Annotated in this window: 14 protein-coding genes; 8 read left to right on the top strand and 6 right to left on the bottom strand. The window is 68.8% G+C overall.

The annotated features are described in order from the left end of the window. Positions 1 to 89 precede the first annotated feature (89 nt). From ACQEU1_RS32115 to ACQEU1_RS32130, 4 genes are all read left to right on the top strand, one after another. The gene (locus ACQEU1_RS32115; RefSeq protein ID WP_433209807.1) at positions 90 to 1,679 is read left to right on the top strand and encodes a carboxyl transferase domain-containing protein; all 1,590 of its coding nucleotides are present in this window, start codon (positions 90 to 92) and stop codon (positions 1,677 to 1,679) included. Positions 1,680 to 1,681: 2 nt separating this feature from the next. Continuing rightward, the gene (locus ACQEU1_RS32120; protein ID WP_433209809.1) at positions 1,682 to 3,595 is read left to right on the top strand and encodes an acetyl/propionyl/methylcrotonyl-CoA carboxylase subunit alpha; all 1,914 of its coding nucleotides are present in this window, start codon (positions 1,682 to 1,684) and stop codon (positions 3,593 to 3,595) included. A gap of 5 nt (positions 3,596 to 3,600) precedes the next feature. Next, positions 3,601 to 4,752 carry an acyl-CoA dehydrogenase family protein gene (locus ACQEU1_RS32125; RefSeq protein ID WP_285643725.1) on the top strand — a complete coding sequence of 384 codons (1,152 nt, stop codon included), beginning with the start codon at positions 3,601 to 3,603 and terminating at the stop codon, positions 4,750 to 4,752. Between the two features lie 174 nt (positions 4,753 to 4,926). Next, positions 4,927 to 7,641 (top strand): ABC transporter substrate-binding protein, encoded by a 2,715-nt coding sequence (locus tag ACQEU1_RS32130; protein WP_433209812.1) that lies wholly within the window; start codon positions 4,927 to 4,929, stop codon positions 7,639 to 7,641. Between the two features lie 5 nt (positions 7,642 to 7,646). Here the strand turns inward: ACQEU1_RS32130 and ACQEU1_RS32135 are convergent, their stop codons facing one another. Both ACQEU1_RS32135 and ACQEU1_RS32140 read right to left on the bottom strand, forming a co-directional pair. Next, the gene (locus ACQEU1_RS32135) at positions 7,647 to 8,402 is read right to left on the bottom strand and encodes a class I SAM-dependent methyltransferase (protein ID WP_433209814.1); all 756 of its coding nucleotides are present in this window, start codon (positions 8,400 to 8,402) and stop codon (positions 7,647 to 7,649) included. A gap of 93 nt (positions 8,403 to 8,495) precedes the next feature. After that, a complete protein-coding gene (locus tag ACQEU1_RS32140) occupies positions 8,496 to 10,031 on the bottom strand; it encodes an acyl-CoA dehydrogenase family protein (protein WP_433209816.1) in 1,536 nt (511 codons plus the stop codon). A gap of 170 nt (positions 10,032 to 10,201) precedes the next feature. On the opposite strand from ACQEU1_RS32140, the gene ACQEU1_RS32145 reads away from it, so the two are divergent. The 3 genes from ACQEU1_RS32145 (at position 10,202) to ACQEU1_RS32155 (ending at position 13,986) form a co-directional block, all read left to right on the top strand. Further along, positions 10,202 to 11,452, top strand: coding sequence for an FAD-binding oxidoreductase (locus ACQEU1_RS32145; protein WP_433211909.1), 1,251 nt, complete (start codon positions 10,202 to 10,204; stop codon positions 11,450 to 11,452). Then, positions 11,453 to 12,685: a class I SAM-dependent methyltransferase gene (locus ACQEU1_RS32150; RefSeq protein WP_433209818.1), complete on the top strand. Its 1,233-nt coding sequence runs from the start codon at positions 11,453 to 11,455 to the stop codon at positions 12,683 to 12,685. Between the two features lie 140 nt (positions 12,686 to 12,825). Next, entirely contained in the window at positions 12,826 to 13,986 is a 1,161-nt protein-coding gene (locus ACQEU1_RS32155; protein ID WP_433209820.1) for an ATP-binding protein, read from the top strand. Here the strand turns inward: ACQEU1_RS32155 and ACQEU1_RS32160 are convergent. The 4 genes from ACQEU1_RS32160 to ACQEU1_RS32175 all read right to left on the bottom strand — a co-directional run bounded on the left by ACQEU1_RS32160 (position 13,983) and on the right by ACQEU1_RS32175 (position 18,722). After that, positions 13,983 to 14,810: a S1C family serine protease gene (locus tag ACQEU1_RS32160; RefSeq protein WP_433209822.1), complete on the bottom strand. Its 828-nt coding sequence runs from the start codon at positions 14,808 to 14,810 to the stop codon at positions 13,983 to 13,985. The two genes, ACQEU1_RS32155 and ACQEU1_RS32160, sit on opposite strands and share 4 nt — an antisense overlap. 67 nt (positions 14,811 to 14,877) lie before the next feature. Further along, positions 14,878 to 16,911: a putative bifunctional diguanylate cyclase/phosphodiesterase gene (locus tag ACQEU1_RS32165; protein ID WP_433209824.1), complete on the bottom strand. Its 2,034-nt coding sequence runs from the start codon at positions 16,909 to 16,911 to the stop codon at positions 14,878 to 14,880. A 246-nt stretch (positions 16,912 to 17,157) separates the two neighbouring features. Continuing rightward, the gene (locus tag ACQEU1_RS32170) at positions 17,158 to 17,610 is read right to left on the bottom strand and encodes a GNAT family N-acetyltransferase (RefSeq protein ID WP_433209826.1); all 453 of its coding nucleotides are present in this window, start codon (positions 17,608 to 17,610) and stop codon (positions 17,158 to 17,160) included. Between the two features lie 11 nt (positions 17,611 to 17,621). Further along, entirely contained in the window at positions 17,622 to 18,722 is a 1,101-nt protein-coding gene (locus tag ACQEU1_RS32175; protein ID WP_433209828.1) for an LLM class flavin-dependent oxidoreductase, read from the bottom strand. 191 nt (positions 18,723 to 18,913) lie between these two features. Between ACQEU1_RS32175 and ACQEU1_RS32180 the strand changes: the two genes are divergently transcribed. Beyond that, the gene (locus tag ACQEU1_RS32180) at positions 18,914 to 20,623 is read left to right on the top strand and encodes an FAD/NAD(P)-binding protein (protein ID WP_433209830.1); all 1,710 of its coding nucleotides are present in this window, start codon (positions 18,914 to 18,916) and stop codon (positions 20,621 to 20,623) included. Positions 20,624 to 20,633: the final 10 nt, after the last annotated feature.

The raw sequence follows: 20,633 nt of genomic DNA on the forward strand, positions 1-20,633 counted from the left end.
GGTCACTCTCAAGCCGTTCCTGTGGACCGCTAGGTGAGCGGGCGTTAACATGGCCTTGTTAACGCCCGCTAACCTGAGGTCTGGGGAGCATGGACGCACCTGTCCTGCGCAGCGCCGCCGAGCCGTCGGACCGCTACGCCAAGGAGCACACCGCGCTCGTCGACGAGCTGCGCGGCAAACTCGCCGCCGCCGCGCGAGGCGGTTCCGAGAAGGCACGCCAGCGGCACGTCGACCGCGGCAAGCTGCTGCCGCGCGACCGCGTCGACACGCTGGTCGACCCCGGTTCGCCGTTCCTCGAACTGTCGCCATTGGCCGCCAACGGCATGTACGGCGACGAGGCCCCGGCCGCGGGCATCATCACGGGCGTCGGACGGGTGTCCGGCCGTGAGTGTGTGATCGTCGCGAACGACGCCACGGTCAAGGGCGGCACCTACTACCCCGTCACGGTCAAGAAGCACCTGCGCGCGCAGGAAGTGGCGCTGCAGAACAACCTTCCGTGCATCTACCTCGTCGACTCCGGTGGCGCGTTCCTGCCGAAGCAGGACGACGTGTTCCCCGACCGCGAGCACTTCGGCCGCATCTTCTACAACCAGGCCACGATGTCCGCGAAGGGCATCCCGCAGATCGCCGCCGTGCTCGGCTCGTGCACCGCCGGTGGCGCGTACGTGCCGGCGATGTCCGACGAGGCGATCATCGTCCGCAACCAGGGCACGATCTTCCTCGGCGGCCCGCCGCTGGTGAAGGCCGCGACCGGCGAGGTCGTCAGCGCGGAGGACCTCGGCGGCGGCGACCTCCACTCGCGCACGTCCGGCGTCACCGACCACCTGGCCGAGAACGACGCGCACGCGCTGCGGATGGTCCGCTCGATCATCTCGACGCTCGGCCCGCGCGTGCAACGGCCGTGGGACGTCACGAAGACCGAGGCGCCGGCCGTCACGGACGATCTCTACGGTGTCGTGCCAACGGATTCCCGGACGCCGTACGACGTGCGCGAGGTGATCGCGCGGGTCGTCGACGGCTCGAAGTTCCAGGAGTTCAAGAAGGAGTACGGGCAGACGCTCGTCACCGGTTTCGCGCGCATCCACGGCCACCCGGTCGGCATCGTCGCGAACAACGGCATCCTGTTCGGCGAGTCGGCGGTGAAGGGCGCGCACTTCATCCAGCTGTGCGACAAGCGCTCCATCCCGCTGGTGTTCCTGCAGAACATCACCGGCTTCATGGTCGGCCGCGAGTACGAGGCGGGCGGCATCGCCAAGCACGGCGCCAAGATGGTGACGGCGGTGGCGTGCGCGCGTGTCCCGAAGTTCACCGTGATCATCGGCGGCAGCTTCGGCGCCGGAAACTACTCGATGTGCGGCCGGGCGTACTCGCCGCGGTTCCTGTGGATGTGGCCCAACGCGCGCATCTCCGTGATGGGCGGCGAGCAGGCCGCGTCCGTGCTGGCGACGGTCCGCCGCGACCAGCTCGGCGACGACTGGTCCACAGAGGACGAAGAGGCGTTCAAGGCGCCGATCCGCCAGCAGTACGAGGACCAGGGCAACCCGTACTACTCGACCGCGCGGCTGTGGGACGACGGCGTGATCGACCCGCGCGACACCCGCACGGTGCTCGGCCTCGCGTTGTCCAGTGCGGCCAACGCCCCCATCGACGATGTTTCCTACGGCGTCTTCCGGATGTGATCATGTTCGACAGCGTTCTGGTGGCGAACCGCGGGGAGATCGCGGTCAGGGTGATCCGCGCGCTGCGGTCGCTCGGGATCCGTTCCGTCGCCGTGTACTCCGACGCGGACGCCGAGGCGTTGCACGTCAAGCTCGCGGACGAGGCCGTGCGGATCGGCCCGGCCGCCGCCCGCGAGAGCTACCTGTCCATCGAGAAGATCGTCCAGGCCGCCGTTTCCACCGGCGCGCAGGCGATCCACCCCGGCTACGGCTTCCTGGCCGAGAACACGGCGTTCGCCGCCGCTTGTGACGATGCCGGGATCGTGTTCGTCGGACCGCCCGCGTCGGCGATCGACGCCATGGGCGACAAGATCCGCGCGAAACTGACCGTGTCGGCGGCGGGCGTCCCGGTGGTGCCCGGCCGCACGCGCGAGAACATGTCCGACGACGAGATCGCCGACGCCGCGCTGGAGATCGGCTTTCCCGTGCTGCTCAAGCCTTCCGCCGGTGGTGGCGGCAAGGGCATGCGCCTGGTGCACGAGGAGTCGGCGCTGCGCGAGGCGATCGAGTCCGCACGACGGGAGGCGCGCGGCTCGTTCGGCGACGACACGCTGCTGATCGAGCGGTTCATCACGAACCCGCGCCACATCGAGATCCAGGTCCTGGGCGACGCGCACGGCACCGTGATCCACCTCGGTGAGCGCGAGTGCAGCCTCCAGCGGCGGCACCAGAAGATCATCGAAGAGGCACCGTCGCCGTTCCTCACGCCCGAGATGCGCGAGGCGATGGGCTCGGCGGCAGTCGACGCGGCGAAGTCCGTCGGCTACGTCGGCGCGGGCACCGTCGAGTTCATCGTGGACGGTGCGTCCGGTGACTACTTCTTCATGGAGATGAACACCCGGCTGCAGGTCGAGCACCCGGTGACCGAGATGGTCACGGGCGTCGACCTGGTCGAGTGGCAGCTCCGGGTCGCGTCGGGCGAGGAGCTCGACCTGACCGTTGAGCTGCGAGGACATTCGGTCGAGGCGCGCGTCTACGCCGAGGACCCTGCCCGCGGGTTCCTGCCGACCGGCGGTCGCGTGCTGGCGTTGAGTGAACCGGCCGACGTCCGCGTGGACTCCGGTCTGTACGAGGGACTCGTCGTCGGTTCGGACTACGACCCGATGCTCGCCAAGGTGATCGCGCACGGCCGCACCCGCGAAGAGGCGCTCCGCAAGCTCGACCACGCGCTCGGCAAGATGGTGCTGCTCGGCGTCACGACGAACATCCCGTTCCTGCGCGCACTCCTGCGTGATCCGGACGTTCGTGCGGGCGCGCTCGACACCGGTCTGGTCGAACGGAAGCTGGACGCGCTGACGTCGGCCGAGATCCCCGACGAGGTGTACGTCGCGGCCGGCCTGGAGCGCTCGCTGCAGCCGCACGGCGACGACCCGTGGGACCAGCCCGGCGGCTGGCGCGTCGGCGAGCACGCCTGGACGACCTGGCGGATCAACGACGTCGACGTGCGCGTGCGCGGCGAGGAAGTCGTTGTGGGCGCTGGAGAACCGGTTCGTGCGCGCGCACGCCGTGAAGGCGCCGACCTGCTCGTCGGCTCCCGCCGGTACGCGATGGCCCGCGAAGGTGACGTGCTGTGGCTCGGCCACGACGGCGCTTCCTGGGCGTTGGTCGAGGCCGAGTTCCTGGTCGGTGCCGCCGAGGGCGCGCAGGCGTCCGGCGGCCCGGTGAAGTCCCCGATGCCCGGCACCGTGCTCGTGGTTCGAGCGCGGCAGGGCGACGAGGTGACCGCCGGTCAAGCGTTGTTCGTGGTCGAGGCCATGAAGATGGAGCACACCGTGACCGCACCGGTCGACGGCGTGCTCGCCGAAGTGCACGTGCAAGCAGGCCAGCAGGTCAGACTCGACCAGGTGCTGGCCCTCGTCGTCTCTCACGAGGAGTGACAGTGATGTTGGACTTCAGGCTCCCGAGCGAGTACGAGGACCTGCGCAAGACCGTCGAGGAGTTCGCGCGCGACGAGGTGGCGCCGGTCATCGGCGACTTCTACGAGCGCTGCGAGTTCCCGTACGAGATCGTCGCGAAGATGGGGCAGATGGGCCTGCTCGGCCTGCCGTTCCCCGAGGAGCACGGCGGCATGGGCGGCGACTACTTCGCCCTGTGTCTCACCCTGGAGGAGCTCGCGCGCGTCGACTCGTCGGTCGCGATCACGGTCGAGGCGGCGACCTCGCTGGGCGCCATGCCGATCTACCGCTACGGCACCGACGCGCAGAAGGCCGAGTGGCTGCCTTCCCTGACGTCCGGGGAGAAGCTCGGCGCGTTCGGCCTCACCGAGCCCGGCTCCGGTTCCGACGCCGGGGCGTTGGCGACCACCGCGCGCCTCGACGGCGACGAGTGGGTCATCAACGGCACCAAGGCGTTCATCACGAACTCCGGCACGGACATCACCGGCCTCGTCACCGTCGCCGCCGTCACGGGCACCCTCCCGGACGGCCGCAAGGAGATCTCCTCGATCATCGTCCCGTCCGGCACCCCGGGCTTCACGGTGTCGAAGAAGTACTCCAAGGTCGGCTGGTCCGCCTCCGACACCCGCGAACTGTCCTTTCAGGACTGCCGGGTGCCCGCCGCGAACCTGCTCGGCGAACGTGGCCGCGGCTTCGCCCAGTTCCTGCGCACGCTCGACGAGGGCCGCGTCGCCATCGCCGCGCTGTCGGTCGGTCTCGCCCAGGGCTGCGTGGACGAGTCGGTCCGCTACGCCCACGAGCGCGAGACGTTCGGCAACAAGATCGGCACGTACCAGGCGATCCAGTTCAAGCTGGCCGAGATGGAGGCCCGCGTGCACACCGCGCGTCTCGCCTACTACGAGGCCGCGTCCCGGATGCTGCGCGGCGAGCCGTTCAAGAAGCAGGCGGCCATCGCGAAGCTCGTCTCGTCCGAGGCCGCGATGGACAACGCCCGTGACGCCACGCAGATCTTCGGCGGCTACGGCTTCATGAACGAGTACCCGGTCGGCCGGTTCTACCGCGACGCCAAGATCCTGGAGATCGGCGAGGGCACCTCCGAGGTGCAGAAGATGCTGATCGCCCGCGAGCTCGGTTTCTAGCGGGGGCGGCCCGGAATCGAGCCGGGACGGGTTGCTAGTCCATTCCATCTAAAATAGTTCGAATCCACCGGTCCCGAACGGTCTGTCCGGCTAGCGTCGTCTGCCTTCCGCACGAGTGTGAGGGTGCAGATGACGGACAGCCGGACAGAGCCCGTTTTTCCCGGTTCGCAGGTATTGCTCGAAGTCATTCGCGGTCTGTGCGACCGGCCGGGTTTCTTCTACCGGAGCAAGACCGAGGAAGTGGTCGGCGACCAGCCGCTACCGCTGCTCTACCTGGAGAGCGAAGCCAGTCCGACGGCATTCCTGCGCGCTCTCGAACACCGGCTCGACGAAGGCCGGCCGGCAATTCCGCACGCCTACGTCGACCTGTCCTCGGTGGCGGCGGAAGTCGCCAAGCGCTGGCCGCCGGAGACGCGCGAGACACCGCCGTTGCTGCCGTTGCTGCACGTGCTGAGCGACCGGCTGGGCGAGGTCCACGTCGGCTCGGAAAGGCTCACGCGGTTCGACCACTACCGCCTGGTCGACTGGCTCACCAGCAAGCGGCTGCCGCGCAAACCCGGCCGCGACGACCGGGCGAGCGTGATCGAGCTGCTGCGGCAGTGGACCGGGAAGACCGCGCAGGGCGGCGAGGAGGTCAACCGGGCCGTCGACGCGTTCATCCCCGGCCTGGTGACGCGGCTGGGGCTCGGGCTCGTCGCGTGGGTCGGCAGCAAGGTCGGCTTCCGGTGGCTCGCCAAGCGGGTGCCGGGCCTCTCCCGCGAGTCGAAGTGGTTCATGCGGCAGAACTTCGCGCTGCCCAACCACTCCATCGAGTTCCTCGGGTTCGCCGAACGCCTCACGCTGGGCAGGCGCGAGTCGGAGAACGAGGAGCAGATCAAGCTGCTGCTCGTGCACGCGTTCCTGGAGGACCTGCGGATCGCGTACCGGCGGCGGCCGCGGATCCTGCCGCGGCGGGCCGGCTGGCGGCGCACCGCGTACATCCCCGTGCTGCTCGACGGCGTGACGGAGGACAACGGCGGCTGGGAGCTGCTGGAGCTGATCAACGACGTCCGCAACGAGACCGGCGAGATCGACCCGCTGCTGGTGATCGCGGCCAGCTCGGTGCAACCCGCGCTCTCGCAACGCCTCGCTACCACGCCGGTCGCGCCGGACGAGACGGCGGACGCGCTCGCGACGTGGCGGGAGGAGCTGCCGCGCAAACGGCAGATGCTCGCCCCGGACGCCCGCTACCTGATGATCAAGCTGCCGTTCCCCAGCCCGGACAAGAAGAAGTGGAAGGGCGCGCCGGCGTTCCAGGCCGCCGCGCCGCGCTGGCTCGCCAAGTCGCGCAGGCTGGAGGCGATCATCGCGGTGATCGTCCTGGTGCTGCTCGTGCCGGGGTTCGTGACCGTGCGGAACCACTTCGAGCTGAACTGCTCGATCGTCGGCTCCGCGACCTCACCGGGGGTGTCGACCCGGCTGATGGACGTCGACGGCAACGTCGAATGCCTGGGCTACAGCGACAACAGCGGCCAGGTCTTCGGCGCGAACGAACGGCTGAGGTGGACCCAGCAGGCCGTGTTCACGCAGAACGAGGAGGCGGAACGGCTGCACGGCACCAATCCCGCGCGCCCGCTCGTCTCGTTGCTCTACTTCTCGAGCCTCACCCACAAGGACAGCAACCCGGACGCCGACCACTCGCGCGCCGAGGAGCTCGAAGGCATGCTGCTCAAGCAACGGCAGCAGAACGACAGGTCGAGCAGCGGGCCGTTGCTGCGCATCGTGGTCGCCAACGGCGGCGGCATGATGAAGCGCGCCCACGACGTGCTGCGCGACATGGTCGCCCCGTTGCTGGACAGGGATCCCAGCATCATCGGCGTGATCGGTCTCGACCGCAGCGTCAAGCAGACCCAGGAGGTCATCGCCTCGCTCGGGTCGCTCGGCGTGCCGACCATCGGCACCACCCTCACCGAGGCGTCGCTGCCGGACCTCTCGGCCACCTACTTCCAGCTCATCCCCGGCAACGCGCGGCAGGCGGACCTCGTGCGCCGCTACGCCCAGCACGTCGGCGCCACCAAGGTGACGATCCACCACCCGAAGCTCGGCCAGGACGACGTCTACCTCACCGACCTGGTCGGCCTGCTGGGCGGCGAGCTCGCGCGGGCGCAGGTGAAGTTCCAGGCGGACGAGTGGAACGTCAGCCCGCAGGAGGTGTCGTCGCAGTGCGTCGAGGACCACTCCTCCGAGCTGGTGTTCTTCGCGGGCCGCGAGGAGGACTTCGGCGAGTTCCTGCGCGCGGTCGGCAAGGACTGCTACGACAAGAACCGGTTGCCGCGCATCCTCGCCGACGACGCGATCATCCGGTTCATCGCGCAGAAGGCCAGCCGCGTGCAGGACTCGCTGGCCGGCATGCGGGTGTCGTACGTGAGCATGGCCGGGCTGATCGTGCTGGCGGGCAAGGCCTGCGTGGCGGGCAAACCGGACCCGCGCGCCCGCGGCGGTCTGCCGCTGGACGCGTTCTGCGCGGGCTACTCCAAGCTGGCCCAGGAGATCCAGGAGTCGCCGCTGCCCGCCGAGGACCGGCCGGTCAAGCCGTGGCCGGGCGAGCACATGGGCGTCGCCTACGACGCGGCCGGGCTGTTCCTCGACGCCGTGACGCGTGCGTCTTCGCGGCGGGCCAGCAGCACGCCGCACCGAGGGGCGGTCGGGGCGGAGTTCCGGGAGCTGGAGTTCTACGGGGCGACCGGGCGGACGGACTTCAAGAAGTCACGGGTGGGGGAGGCGCGCAACTTCACCATCCTGGAGGTCACCGACCTGCACGACTACGAGCAGCAGCCGACGTGCGTGTTCCTGACCGGCGACCTCTACGGCCCGGACACGCCCAGGCTGCCGAACGGCTGCCCGGCCTGAGCCGGCTACACCTTGCTCGCCACCACCGTGTAGTTCTCGGCCTCGGGGTTGAACGTGCTCGTGTCCGTCCGAAGTCCGACCTGGTGCAACTCGGCTTCGAGCTCGTCGTGCCGGTAGGGCCAGCACGACAGCAGTTCCGAGCGGACGAGAACCGGCCCGGTCGCGTCGACCTGCGCGACCGCGATCTCGATGTGGTGCTCCTGCTCCCAGAGCGGGGCGATCTCCCAGCGGTAGACCACGACGGCATCACGGCCGTTCCGGCGGACGAGCCGGTCGGTGATGTCCAGCCGGGAACCCCTGGCCCTCACGAGCTCCCACGTGCGGGAGGTGAGCACCAGGCGCCCGCCGCGGCGCAGCAGCCGTGCCATCGACTCCAGAGCGGCAACCCTGCCTCTGGCGCCCGCGGCGTGGTGCAACGAGTTGCCGACGCAGAACACCACGTCGAAGGTGGCGTCGTCGAAGTGGCCGGGCAGCTCCTCCCAGTCCGCCCGCACCGTCCGGACAGACGTCCCGAACTCCTCGGACAACTCCGCGGTCCGGCGAACCATCGCTTCGCTGGCGTCGGTCGCGACGACCCGCGCACCAAGACAGGCGAGGCCGACCGCCAGCTGCCCGGTTCCGCACGAGCAGTCGAGGACGTCGGTGCCGGGCGGCAGGAGACCGAGGACGTCGCCGAACGACGCGGCGAACTCGGCCGGAGTCAGCTTCGCATCGGAGATGAGCCACTCGTACACCTCGGCGAGCTCGCCGTAACCCGTCACTGCTGCTACCTCCGTCACGCGACAGACCCGCGGTGGCGCATCAGTACATCAGCGGACCAAGCCGGTCCACCAACGGTTTTCGCGGGACGGTGGTCAGAGCTTCGGCACCGCGCGGTCGATGATCGAGGCGAAGTCGGTGGACCTGGGGAGCGTCCCGAAGGCGACTCCCCAGTCCCCGCCGAGCCGCGAGGACAGGAACGCGTCCGCCACCGCCGGATGCCCGTGCTTCACCAGCAACGCGCCCTGCAGGATCAACGCCATCTTCTCCACCACGCGCCGCGCCTGCGACTGGTCCACATCGGACAAGGCGGTGCCGAGCTCGTTCAACGCCCTGTCGATCCGCCGGTCCACCCCGGTGACCTCGGCCAGGAACTCCTGCACCGACTCGGGTTCCTTCTGCATGGCCCGCAGCACGTCCAGCGCCGCGACGTTGCCGGAGCCCTCCCAGATCGACATCAGCGGTGACTCGCGGAACAGCCGCGGCATCCCGCTGTCCTCGATGTACCCGTTGCCGCCCAGGCACTCCAACGCCTCCGCGGCGTGCACCGGCCCGCGCTTGCACACCCAGTACTTGATGATCGCGAGCCCGAGCCGCGGCCGGTTCGACGCCAGCCACATCGCCGTGGTGGTCGCCGCCTCCGACTCGATCGCGAGGTCCGCCAGCACGTTGCGCATGGCCGGCTGGTCGATCAGGTAGCTGCCGAACGCCTTGCGGTGCGCCGCGTGGTGCGCGGCCTGCCGCAGCCCCAGCCGCATGCCCGCCGCCGTGCCGAGCACGCAGTCGAGCCTCGTCATGTTGACCATCTCGATGATCGTGCGCACGCCGCGGCCCTCGTCGCCGATCCGGTGCGCGAACGCCTCGTCGTACTCGATCTCGGCGGAGGCGTTGGACTTGTTGCCCAGCTTGTCCTTCAGGCGCTGCAGGAAGAACCGGTTGCGCGTGCCGTCCGGGAGCACCCGCGGCACGAGGAAGCAGGTGAGACCGCCGGGTGCCTGCGCGAGCGTCAGGAACACGTCCGACATCGGCGCCGACGTGAACCACTTGTGCCCGGTCAGCACGTAGCCGTCCGCGACCGGCCGGGCCGTCGTGGTGTTCGCGCGGACGTCCGAACCGCCCTGCTTCTCGGTCATCGACATGCCCGCGATCAGGCCCTGCTTCGACAGCGGCGCGCGCAGGCCGAAGTCGTAGTTCCGCGCTGTGAGAAGGGGTTCGTGACTTCCGGCCAGTTCCGGCGCCACGCGCAAAGCGGGCACCGACGCGTAAGTCATCGAAATCGGGCAACCGTGGCCGGCCTCGACCTGGGACCACACGTAGAACCTGGCCGCACGCTCCAAATGCCCACCGTCGACATAGGCGTGCAAACCGTGCGTAACGGCGACGTTCATCAGTTCGTGCCACGCCGGGTGAAACTCGACCTCGTCGATCCGGTTCCCGAACCGGTCGTGGGTGTGCAGCACCGGCGGGTGGGTGTTCGCGAGCCTGCCGTGCTCCTGCCACTCGTGGCTGCCGGCGAGCTTCCCCAACGAGTGCAGTTCGGCGTCGTCGACCCAGCTGAGCAGGGCAGGATCGTCCGCGACGTCGTGACCGCTCAGCGGCGGAACCTGGTTGGTCACCTCGTGCGTTGCCATGCCTCGCACGTTACTACTCGCAAGTAACTTCGGACAGTCCGCGAGGGAAGATCGCTGGCCCATTCGGGCTTTTGGGCGTGCCAACGGCGCTGACGAGGAATAACGTCGCAGTCGTGAGTGACCATGGGCACAGCTCGGCCGTGGCTGCGCTGAGCGCGCAGTACGCCGCGATGCGCGAAGGTGCGCCGGTGCGGCTCGCGAAGAAGACGTCGAACCTCTTCCGGTTCCGGGCCGATCAGGCCGGCGGACTCGACGTCGGCAGGTTCGACCAGGTCCTGTCCGTGGACCCGGTCGGACGCACCGCACAGGTGCAGGGCATGACCACCTACGAGAACCTCGTCGCCGCGACACTTCCCCACGGTCTGATGCCGTTGGTGGTGCCGCAGCTCAAAACCATCACCATCGGCGGTGCGGTAGCGGGGCTGGGCATCGAGTCCACGTCCTTCCGCAACGGGTTGCCGCACGAGTCCGTGCGGGAGCTGGAGATCCTCACCGGCGACGGCGAGATCGTCGTCTCCAAGCCGGACGACGACCTGTTCCGCGCGTTCCCCAACTCCTACGGAACGCTCGGATACGCGCTGCGGCTGGAGATCGAGCTCGAACCGGTGCGCAACCACGTGCGGCTGCGGCACGTGCCGTTCGGGTCGTTCGAGGAGCTCACCGCCGTCATCCAGGAGGTCTGCGAGGACGGCTCGGCGGACTTCGTCGACGGCACGGTCTTCTCACGGGGTGAGATGTACCTGACGCTCGGGCACTACGCCGACATCGCGCCGTACACGTCCGACTACACCGGCAACCAGATCTACTACCGGTCGATCCAGAAGCGCCGCACCGACCACCTGACGATCCACGACTACCTGTGGCGCTGGGACACCGACTGGTTCTGGTGCTCCAGGGCGTTCGGCGCGCAGAACCCCGTCGTCCGTCGCATGTGGCCGAAGCGGTACCTGCGTTCGGACGTGTACCGCAAGCTGGTGGCCAAGCACCGGCAGCTCAGGCCGCGCGTGGACGTCGAACCGGTGATCCAGGACGTGGAGATCCCGGTCGGTGGACTCGCCGACTTCCTCGACTTCTTCGACCGCGAGATCGGCATCGCGCCGGTGTGGCTCTGCCCGGTGCGGCTGCGCGACACCACGGGCTGGCCGCTCTACCCGATGGACGCGGACACGTTGTACGTGAACGTCGGGTTCTGGTCGGAGGTCCCGGTTCGCCCGGGGGAGAAGATGGGTGACCGCAACCGGCTGATCGAGCGCGAGGTGGCGCGGCTGGGTGGCCACAAGTCGCTGTACTCGGACTCCTACTACACCGAGGACGAGTTCTGGCGGCACTACAACGGTTCGCACTACCGGTCCGTGAAGGCCCGGTACGACCAGACGAACCGCCTGCCTGATCTGTACGCCAAGTGTGTCAGGGGACGATGAATGCGGTTGGCCTCCGTTTTCCAGCGCATCACCGGTGGCGGCGACGTCCGCTTCCAGGCCTACGACGGCACCACCGCGGGACCTTCCGCGGCACCGGTGTCCATCGACATCAAAACACCGGAAGCCCTGTCCTACCTGGCTTCCGCGCCAGGTGAGCTCGGCCTCGCCCGCGCCTACGTCACGGGCCACCTGGAGATCCTCGGCGACGTGCACGCGGGTCTCGCCCAACTCTCCGACTTCTCGTTGCGCCACCTCCCGGTGCTGCAACGCCTGGAGCTCGTCCGGTTCCTCGGCGGCGTCCGCCTGTCGCACAAGGTGGCCCCGCCGCCGCAGGAGACCCGCCTGCACGGCCTGCGGCACTCGAAGGCCCGCGACTCGCAGGCCATCGCCCACCACTACGACGTCTCGAACCAGTTCTACGAGTGGGTCCTCGGCCCGTCGATGGCCTACACCTGCGCGGTCTACCCGACCGCGGAGTCCACTTTGGAGGACGCCCAGTTCGCCAAGCACGACCTGGTGGCCCGCAAGCTGGGGCTTCGTTCGGGCATGAAGCTGCTCGACGTCGGCTGCGGCTGGGGCGGCATGGTCATGCACGCGGCCCGCGAGTACGGCGTGCGCGCCATCGGCGTGACGCTGTCGCGCAACCAGGCGGAGTGGGCGCAGAAGGCGATCGTCGACGCCGGCCTCTCGGACCTGGCCGAGGTGCGGCACCTCGACTACCGCGACGTCCGCGAGACGGGCTTCGACGCCGTGTCGTCCATCGGCCTCACCGAGCACATCGGCAAGGCCAAGCTGCCGGCGTACTTCTCGGCGCTGTACCGCAAGCTCAAGCCGGGCGGCCGCCTGCTCAACCACTGCATCACCAGGCCGGACAACAAGCAGAAGGCCCTGTCGGGCCCGTTCATCAACCGCTACGTGTTCCCGGACGGCGAGCTCGTCGGCCCGGGACACCTGGTGTCGCTGATGCACGACACCGGGTTCGAGGTGCGGCACGAGGAGAACATCCGCGAGCACTACGCCCTGACGCTCGCCGCGTGGGGCCGCAACCTCGAGGAGCACTGGGACGAGGCCGTTCGCGAGGTGGGTGAGGCACGGGCACGGGTGTGGCGGCTGTACCTCGCGGCGTCGCGGCTCGGGTTCGACCGCAACAACATCCAGCTGCACCAGGTGCTCGGGGTGAAGCTGGACGGGACGACGTCGCACATGCCGTTGCGCCCGGACTGGCTCTCCTGATCTTCGGCAAAGCTAAAGTGTAATCTTCGGCAGATGTAAAGCCGACGGATCGGCAGATCTAAAGTCAGCGGTATGATGCAGGAGTGCGAGAAGGCATCGACTACAGGCCACGACGTGCGACGGAACGGGTGACCGAGGCAATGTCGGACACCCGTGTCGTCGTGGTGAACGGCGCGCGTCAAGTGGGCAAGAGCACGCTGGCGGACAGAGTGCTCCGAGAGCGCGGAGGCGTGGCACGTCTGCTGGACGACGGCGTCACTCGAGCGGCTGCCGAGTCAGACCCGTCCGCGTTCGTCCGGCACGACGGGTTGATGCTGATCGATGAAGTCCAGCGGGTGCCGGACCTCTGGCTCCAGATCAAGTACGAGGTAGACCGCGACCAGCGGCCGGGTCAGTTCCTGCTGACAGGTTCGGCCCGGCTGCTGGCACTGCGCAGCCTGCCGGATGCCCTTCCTGGGCGTTCGGAGACGATCGAACTGTGGCCGTTCTCCCAAGGTGAGATCGACGGCGCACCTGATGGCTTCGTCGACGCGGTCTTCGACAGGGGTGCTGATCTCAGGGCCGAAGTCGGCGAACTGCGCAAGAAGGACTACCTGGCGCGTGCTGCCAGGGGTGGATATCCAGAAGCCTTGCGACGGGACAGTCCACGGCGGCGCGCCCGGTTCTTCAACGACTACCTCGCTGATCTGATCACGCGTGACGTGAAGCAGGTGGCCGACATCGAACGAGCGGGTGACATGCGCACTCTCATGTCGCTGCTGGCGGCGCAGACCAGCGGTCTGCTGAGTTTCAACCGGCTGTCCGGTGATCTCGAACTGAGCGCACCGACAGTGCGGCGATATGTGGAGATCCTCGAGACGATCTACTTGGTGCGCACGGTGCCGGCTTGGTCGGCCAACTTGACGACGCGGGCCTTGGCGACCCCCAAGGTGTTCTTCGTCGACTCCGGGATCGCGGCGCACCTGGGAGCAGGCGAGGGGGCGCTGCTGGAGAACTTCGTGCTCGGTGAACTGGCACGTCAGCTGACGTGGTCGGAAACGCTCGCCACCTTGCACCACTACCGCGATCGCGACCAGTACGAGGTCGACGCGGTGCTGGAGGACAACAGGGGACGAGTGATCGGGATCGAGGTCAAGGCCGCGGAAACCGTCAGGGGTGACGACTTCCGCGGCCTGCGCTTGTTGCAACGACGATTGGGTGACAGGTTTCAGGCGGGGTTCGTTCTGTACACCGGACCCGAGTCCTTCAGCTTCGGCGACGGCATGACCTGTCTGCCGATCTCGGCCCTCTGGACCACCTAGCTCAGCTGGCCCACGATCTGCTTGGCCGTGTTGGACGGGATGGCGAACCCGATCCCGACGCTGCCCGCCTCCCCGCTGCTCGACGCCGGCGAGTAGATCGCCGAGTTGATGCCGACCAGCTCACCGGCCGCGTTCACCAGCGCACCACCGGAGTTGCCGGGGTTGATCGACGCGTCGGTCTGGATCGCCTGGTACGACACGGGCTGCGAGCGGCGGGTCTCGCCCGGCACGGTCACCTTGCGGTCCAGCGCCGACACGATGCCGGTCGTCACGGTGCCCTGCAGGCCCGACGGCGAGCCGATGGCCATCACCGCGTCACCCACCTTCACCGAGTCGGAGTCCGCCCACTTGATCGGGGTGAGGCCCGAGGCGCCGGACACCTGCAGCACGGCGAGGTCGGAGGTGGCGTCGGCGTTCACGACGGTGGCCGGGAGTTCGCGGCCGTCGTTGAACTTCACCGTGATCTGGCCGCCGGCCGCGGCGATCACGTGGTTGTTGGTGAGGATCTTGCCGTCGGCGGAGAGGATCACGCCGGAGCCGAGGCCGTTGCCGACGTTCACCTGCACCACGGAGGGCAGGACGCTAGAGGCGACGGTGCTCCAGTCCTGTGTGGACGTGTTGGAGATCGTCTGCGCGGAGACGGAGGACGAGGCGGCGGGGGTGTCCGGGGAGGCGATCACCGCTCCGGTGACGCCGCCGAACAGGCCGGCGACGAGTGCCGCGGCCGTCAGCATCGGGGCCGTCCGCCGCCAGAACTTCGGCGCGGCGACGGGCTGCGGTTCCACCAGTGACCCGCTCATCGCGGGGAAGCTCTGCTCGGTCATGGCTCCAACGATGGACCCCGACCTTGTGAGCAACCTGTGCCGAAACCCTGGAAAACCCTGATAAGAACTAGCTGAGAAGCAGGGAGGAGACCTCTGAGGCGCGCAGCGGCGGCCCGAAGTGCGGCCCCTGCCCACCCGTCACGCCCAGCGCCGCCAGCCGCGCGGCCTCGGCGTCGGTCCGCACGTCGTCCGCGTAGAGCGGCAGCCGCAGGATCGACGCCCACCCCAGCAACGCCTCCGCGGCGCTCGACTCCAGCCGGTTCGCGCCGTCGTCCAGCCCGTGCACGACGGCACCGGTGAACTTCACGCCGGACAACGGCAGCTGCCGCAGCCGGTCGACGCCCACGTTGCCGCCGTTCACCTGGTCCAGCACGAGGCCGATGCCGCGTTCGGCGAGGATGGTCAGCTCGTCCAGCTGCTCGTCGTTCAGCAACGCGGGCAGGTGCTCGTGCAGTTCGAAGCGCAGCAACGCCGGCGGCAGGCCGGTGCGGTCGAGCACGCGGGCGACCTCGGCGACGAGCTCGGGTTCCTGGCACAGCCGGGGTGGCAGGTCGATCGACAGCGCGGGCATCCGGTCACCCAGCGCGAGGTGCCAGTCGCCGGCGTGCCGGCACGCCTCCTCCAGCGCCCAGCTCACCAGGCGGACGATCATGCCGTTGTTCGACGACTGGTCGAGGAACGCGTCGGGGCACAGCACCCCGCGGTCCGGGTGCTCCCAGGCGATCTTGGCCTCCAGCGCGAGCACCGAGCCGTCCGCGAGCGAGTAGAGCGGCAGGTAGTCGACGCGGAACTGGCCTTCCTCCAACGCACCGGGGATCGAGGCCGCCAGCGCGTACCGCTCCTTGTCGTGCACGTCCCGTTCGCGGTCGTACAACGCCCACTGCGCCTTGCCGTCGCGCTTGGCCCAGCCGACCGTCACGTCCGCCGCGCGCAGCAGGTCCGTCGCGTCACCGCCGCGCGCCGCCCGTGCCACGACGCCGATGCTGGTCGTCACGCCGACGCCGTGCGGGCCGATCCAGATCGGTTCCTCCAGCAGCGCCGTGAACTCCTCGACCAGGGCCACGACGCTGCGCACGTCCTGTGGATCCCGCACCAGCACGGCGAACTCGTCCTCGCCGATCCGCGCGACCTTCGCGATCTCCTCGGTGAACACGGATCTCAGGTGCGTGGCGACGTGCATCAGCACCCGGTTGCCCGCCTCGTGCCCGAACGCGTCGTTCACGCCGCGGAACCCGTCGATGTCGACCTGCACGAGCGCGAGCGTCTCCGGGCCCTTCGAACCGACCGCGCCCTCCAGCCAGCCGAGGAACTGCGCGCGGTTCGGCAGGCCCGTCTGCACGTCGTTGAGGCTCTGCCGGACGAGCTGCGTCTGCAACGCCCGCATCTCGCTCATGTTCTCGATCATGGTGACGAGGTACGGCGGGGTGCCGTCGTCCTCGCGCACCACGGAGATCGCCATGTGCGTCTGGATCGTCTCGCCGTCGCTGCGGACCATCCGCTTCTCGACCCTGACGTTGTCGTGCTCGGACGCGATCAGCCGAATGGTCAGCTCGCGCAGCCCCGCGCGGTCGTCCGGGTGCACGAGGTCGCGGCCGCTCATCTCGCGGACGTCCTCGTGCTTGTGGTCGAGCATCGCGAGCAACGCCTCGTTCACGTCGATGATCTCGCCCTTGAGGTCGCTCACGACGATGCCGAACGCCGAGCTCTCGAAGATCGCCCGGAACTTCGCCTCGCTCGCCCTGACCGCGCTCTCGGCCCTGCGCATCGCGGTGATCGCGGCGGTGCGGCTGAGCTCCTGCTGGTCGAGCGTGCGGTCGCGCAGGCCCTCGGCGTACCCGGCGGCGAGCGCGGCCAGCTGGGCCGGCGTGACCGCCGTGTGCTCACCGAGGTGCGCGAGCGAGGCCTCCAGCGTCGCGGAGGAGATGAAGTGGTGCTCGACCATCGACCGGCCGACGAGCCGCGCCTCGTTCACCCCAGCACCCAGCAACTGCTCGACGTACCCGCCCAGCAGTTGCACGAGCTTGTCGCGCGTCAGGTTCGCGACGAGGGTGTTGGAGATCGCCGCTGCCCATGCAACGGCCGGCTCGCGGCTGTCGACCATGTTCATTCAGCTTCGGTGGCCATTCGTGGGGACCGGGGTGATCTGCTGATCGATCGTCGGACGCCAATCGATACGCCTGCTCAGCCCACTGCCCGACGGATTCGGTCGAACGGGTGACAACCCGGTCGGCACCACCACCGGGTGTGGGCCCAACAGACAAGCTTACTGATCACTCAGCACCTGTCCAACCGAACCTCGAATCCCGGTCGGGAATCAGCAGTTCGGCCACGAATTCACTCGATGGAACTAATGAATCACCTTGCTGAAGGCGAGCGGACCAATTGTGAGGGGGTCTGTCTCAACGTCGAACAACGGTGTGTAGCCGGTCGCCAGGTAGAGTCCTTTCGCCTCCGGTTGACGCGGCCCGGTCGTGAGGTAGATCCGGCTGTATCCAAACGTTCGCGCTTCTGCCTCCAGTTCCAGGAGCACCCGGCGCGCCAATCCACGCCGGCGATGCCCGGAATGCGTCCAGATCCGCTTCATCTCGGCCGTCTCGTCGTCGTAGCGCATGAACGCGCCGCCCGCGACGGCCTGGCCCGCCTCCAGGAGCAGCAGGAACTGCCCGTTCGGCGGTTCGAACACGTCCGCGGGCCGAAGCATCTCCTGCGCGCCGCTCGGCCCGTAGCGGGTCGAGTATTCGTACGTGAGCTCGGCGACCAATGGCGCCGCGACCGGATCCGACTGCCGGACGCGGCGCACTTCGAGAGTTGTCACGCGGCCTTGGCCCTGTCCCGCTTCGCGATTTCCTCGCGCACGATGGGAATCACGTACCGGCCGAAGTCGATCGTGTCGTTCAGCAGGTCGTAACCGCGTGCGGAGAAGATCTCCACGCCGAGGTCGTAGTAGTCCAGCAATGCCTGCGCGACCGTCTCCGGCGTGCCGACCAGAGCGGTCGAGTTGCCGTTGCCGCCGGACACCTTCGCGGTCGGCGTCCACAACGCACGATCGAACAGCTCACCGCGTTCCGCGACAGCCAGTAGTCGTTGCGAACCGGCGTTCTCCGGCTTGGTGAGCGACCGGCCGCGGCTCAGCGCGCCGGGCACCTTCCGCTCCTGGATCAGGTCGACCGTGCGATGTGCCTTCTCCCACGCCAGTTCCTCGGTCGGCGCGATGATCGGCCGGAACGCGACCTGGATGCGCGGCACGTCGTCGCGGCCCGCCTCCTTCGCCGCCTGCTTCACCGACTCGATCTGCTGCGCGGTGTCGGCGAGCGGCTCACCCCACAGGCAGAAGATGTCCGCCTCCGCGCCACCCGCCGCGTACGCCGCGGGGGACGACCCGCCGAACGAGATGCCCGGACGCGGTTGCTGCACGGGGAAGACGTCGCTGACGAAGTCCGCGAACCTGTAGTGCTCGCCTTCGTGGTCGAAGGCCTCGTGGTTGAGCCACACCTTCTTGACGATCTGGATGTACTCGCGGGTGCGGCTGTAGCGCTCATCCTTGGTGAGGTAGTCGCCTTCGCGTTGCTGCTCGTGGTCGGTGCCGCCGGTGATGAAGTGCACGGTCAGCCGGCCGTCGCTGATGTGGTCGAGCGTCGCGAACGTCTTGGCGGCGAACGTCGGGTACGACACGTTCGGCCGGTGCGCCAACAGGATCTGCAGCTTGTCGAGCTTGCTCGCGAGGTACGCCGCCGCGGCGGCGGGTTCCGGCGCGCCGGAACCGTAGGCGAACAGCACGCGGTCCCAGCCGTGCTCCTCGTGGGCCCTGGCGAGCCTGATCGTGAAGTCCTTGTCGAAGGCGCCGCTGGACGTCCGCGGTGAGATTTCCGATCCGTCGTCCGTGGCGGCGATTCCGAGAAACTCAACTGGCATGACCGATTCCCCAGAGGTGGTAGTGGGAGCAGGGCGCGTTTGAGGGGCGCGCTTTCGAGTGCACACCTCGCCCGGGGTCGGTGGCAACGACGTCCACAGAGCGGGATTTGCTTGCACGCGCGGGGTAACGTGGTGGTGTTCGCGTTGAGGGGCGCGGCTAGTTCTCGTTGCCCTTCAACGGAAAGACGCGCATGCGCTCACTCGTCGTCATCGGCGGTGGCCCTCGTGCCGCCGGCCTGCTCGAACGCATCGCCGCCCAGTCGCCGACGCTGCCGGCGGCCGTGCACGTCGTCGACCCGCACCCGCCGGGCGCCGGGCGGGTGTGGCGGCACGCGCAGTCCCCGTTGCTGCGCATGAACTCCATGGCCGAGGACGTCACCGTCTTCACCGACTCGTCGTTCGACGGCGTCGGCCCTGTCCGGCCTGGTCCGTCGCTCGCCGAGTGGACGGACGTCGACCCGGCGGCGTTCCCGTCGCGGCAGGTGCAGAGCGCCTACCTGTCGTGGTTCTTCGACCACGCAAGGAAATCTCTGCCTCCGAACATCTCGGTCACCGTGCATCAGGCGTCGGCGGTGCACGTGGACGGTCAGGAGGTATTGCTCGACAACGGAGATTGTCTGCACGCCGACGTTTTGTTGCTGGCACTGGGACATCTCGACGCCGAGCTGGAGCCCGAGCACCGCAAGCTCGCCGAACACGCGGTGGAGCACGGACTCGTGTACGTGCCGCCGCTCTACTCGGCCGACGCGGACCTCTCGGCGGTGACCGGGGACGTCGTGCTGCGCGGGTTCGGGCTCGCGTTCATCGACCTCATGGTGCTGCTGACCGAGGGACGCGGCGGCCGGTTCGAGCAGGGTCCGGACGGGCTCGCGTACGTGCCGTCCGGCGCGGAACCCACGCTGTACGTGGGATCGCGGCGGGGCGTGCCGTACCACTCGAAGACCGGCTACCGGTTGCAGGGAACGAGGCCGAAGCTGCCGCGCTTCTTCGTCGCCGACGAGGTGCGGGGACCGGCGCTCGACTTCCGCGCCGACGTGTGGCCGTTGATGGCCAAGGAGATCGCGTGGGGGCACTACCACGAGCTGTTCACCGGCCACCCCGACGCGGTGCGGATGCCGTTCGCGGAGTTCGCCGACGAGTTCGCCGCACTGCCCTGGTACAGCGACGGGATGCGGGCGCTGGAACTGTTCGCGGTGCCCGATCCCGCCGACCGCGTCGACTTCGAACGCCTCGACCGGCCGCTGGACGGCGTGACGTTCTCCTCGGCCGAGGAGTTCCAGGACTACCTGCGGGCCTACGTCGTGGCGGACGTGGCCCGGCGGTCGGATCCGCGGCACAGCGCCGATCTGGGGGCGTTCCTGGCCCTGCTGTCGGTCTACGGCCAGGTCGCGGACCTCATGCCCTTCGACGGCTGGTGGCACGGCTACTTCAGCTACCTCGCCTCCGGCCCGCCGCCGGACCGGCTGGAGGAGCTGCTCGCGTTGTCCCGCGCCGGAGTCGTGCGGTTCCTCGGTGCGGACATGTGGGTGGAGGCGGTGGAGGGCGGGTTCGTGGCGGGCAGCGCGACGACGCCGGACGTGGTGCGCGCCAACGGGTTGATCGAGGCCCGGCTGCCGTCGCACACGCTGGGCCGCACGGTCGACCCGGTGCTGCGATCGTTGCGGGCGGCCGGTGAGGTGTCCGAGGACGCCGCCGGGCTGGTGCGGGTGTCGGCGACCGGCAGGCTGATCACCGAACGCGGCGAGGAGCACCCGACGAGGTTCGCGGTCGGGCCCTTCACCACCGGCAAGTCCTACGCGGCGTTCGCGCGCCCGCACACGAACGCGCCGGCGTTCCGGCAGAACGACCTGCTGGCGCGGGAGATCCTGCGGCTGCTGGGTGACAACGCCAGGGGCAGGTAACCCACGCGGA

The sequence above is a fragment of the Lentzea sp. CA-135723 genome (assembly GCF_050936595.1).
Taxonomy (GTDB): domain Bacteria; phylum Actinomycetota; class Actinomycetes; order Mycobacteriales; family Pseudonocardiaceae; genus Lentzea.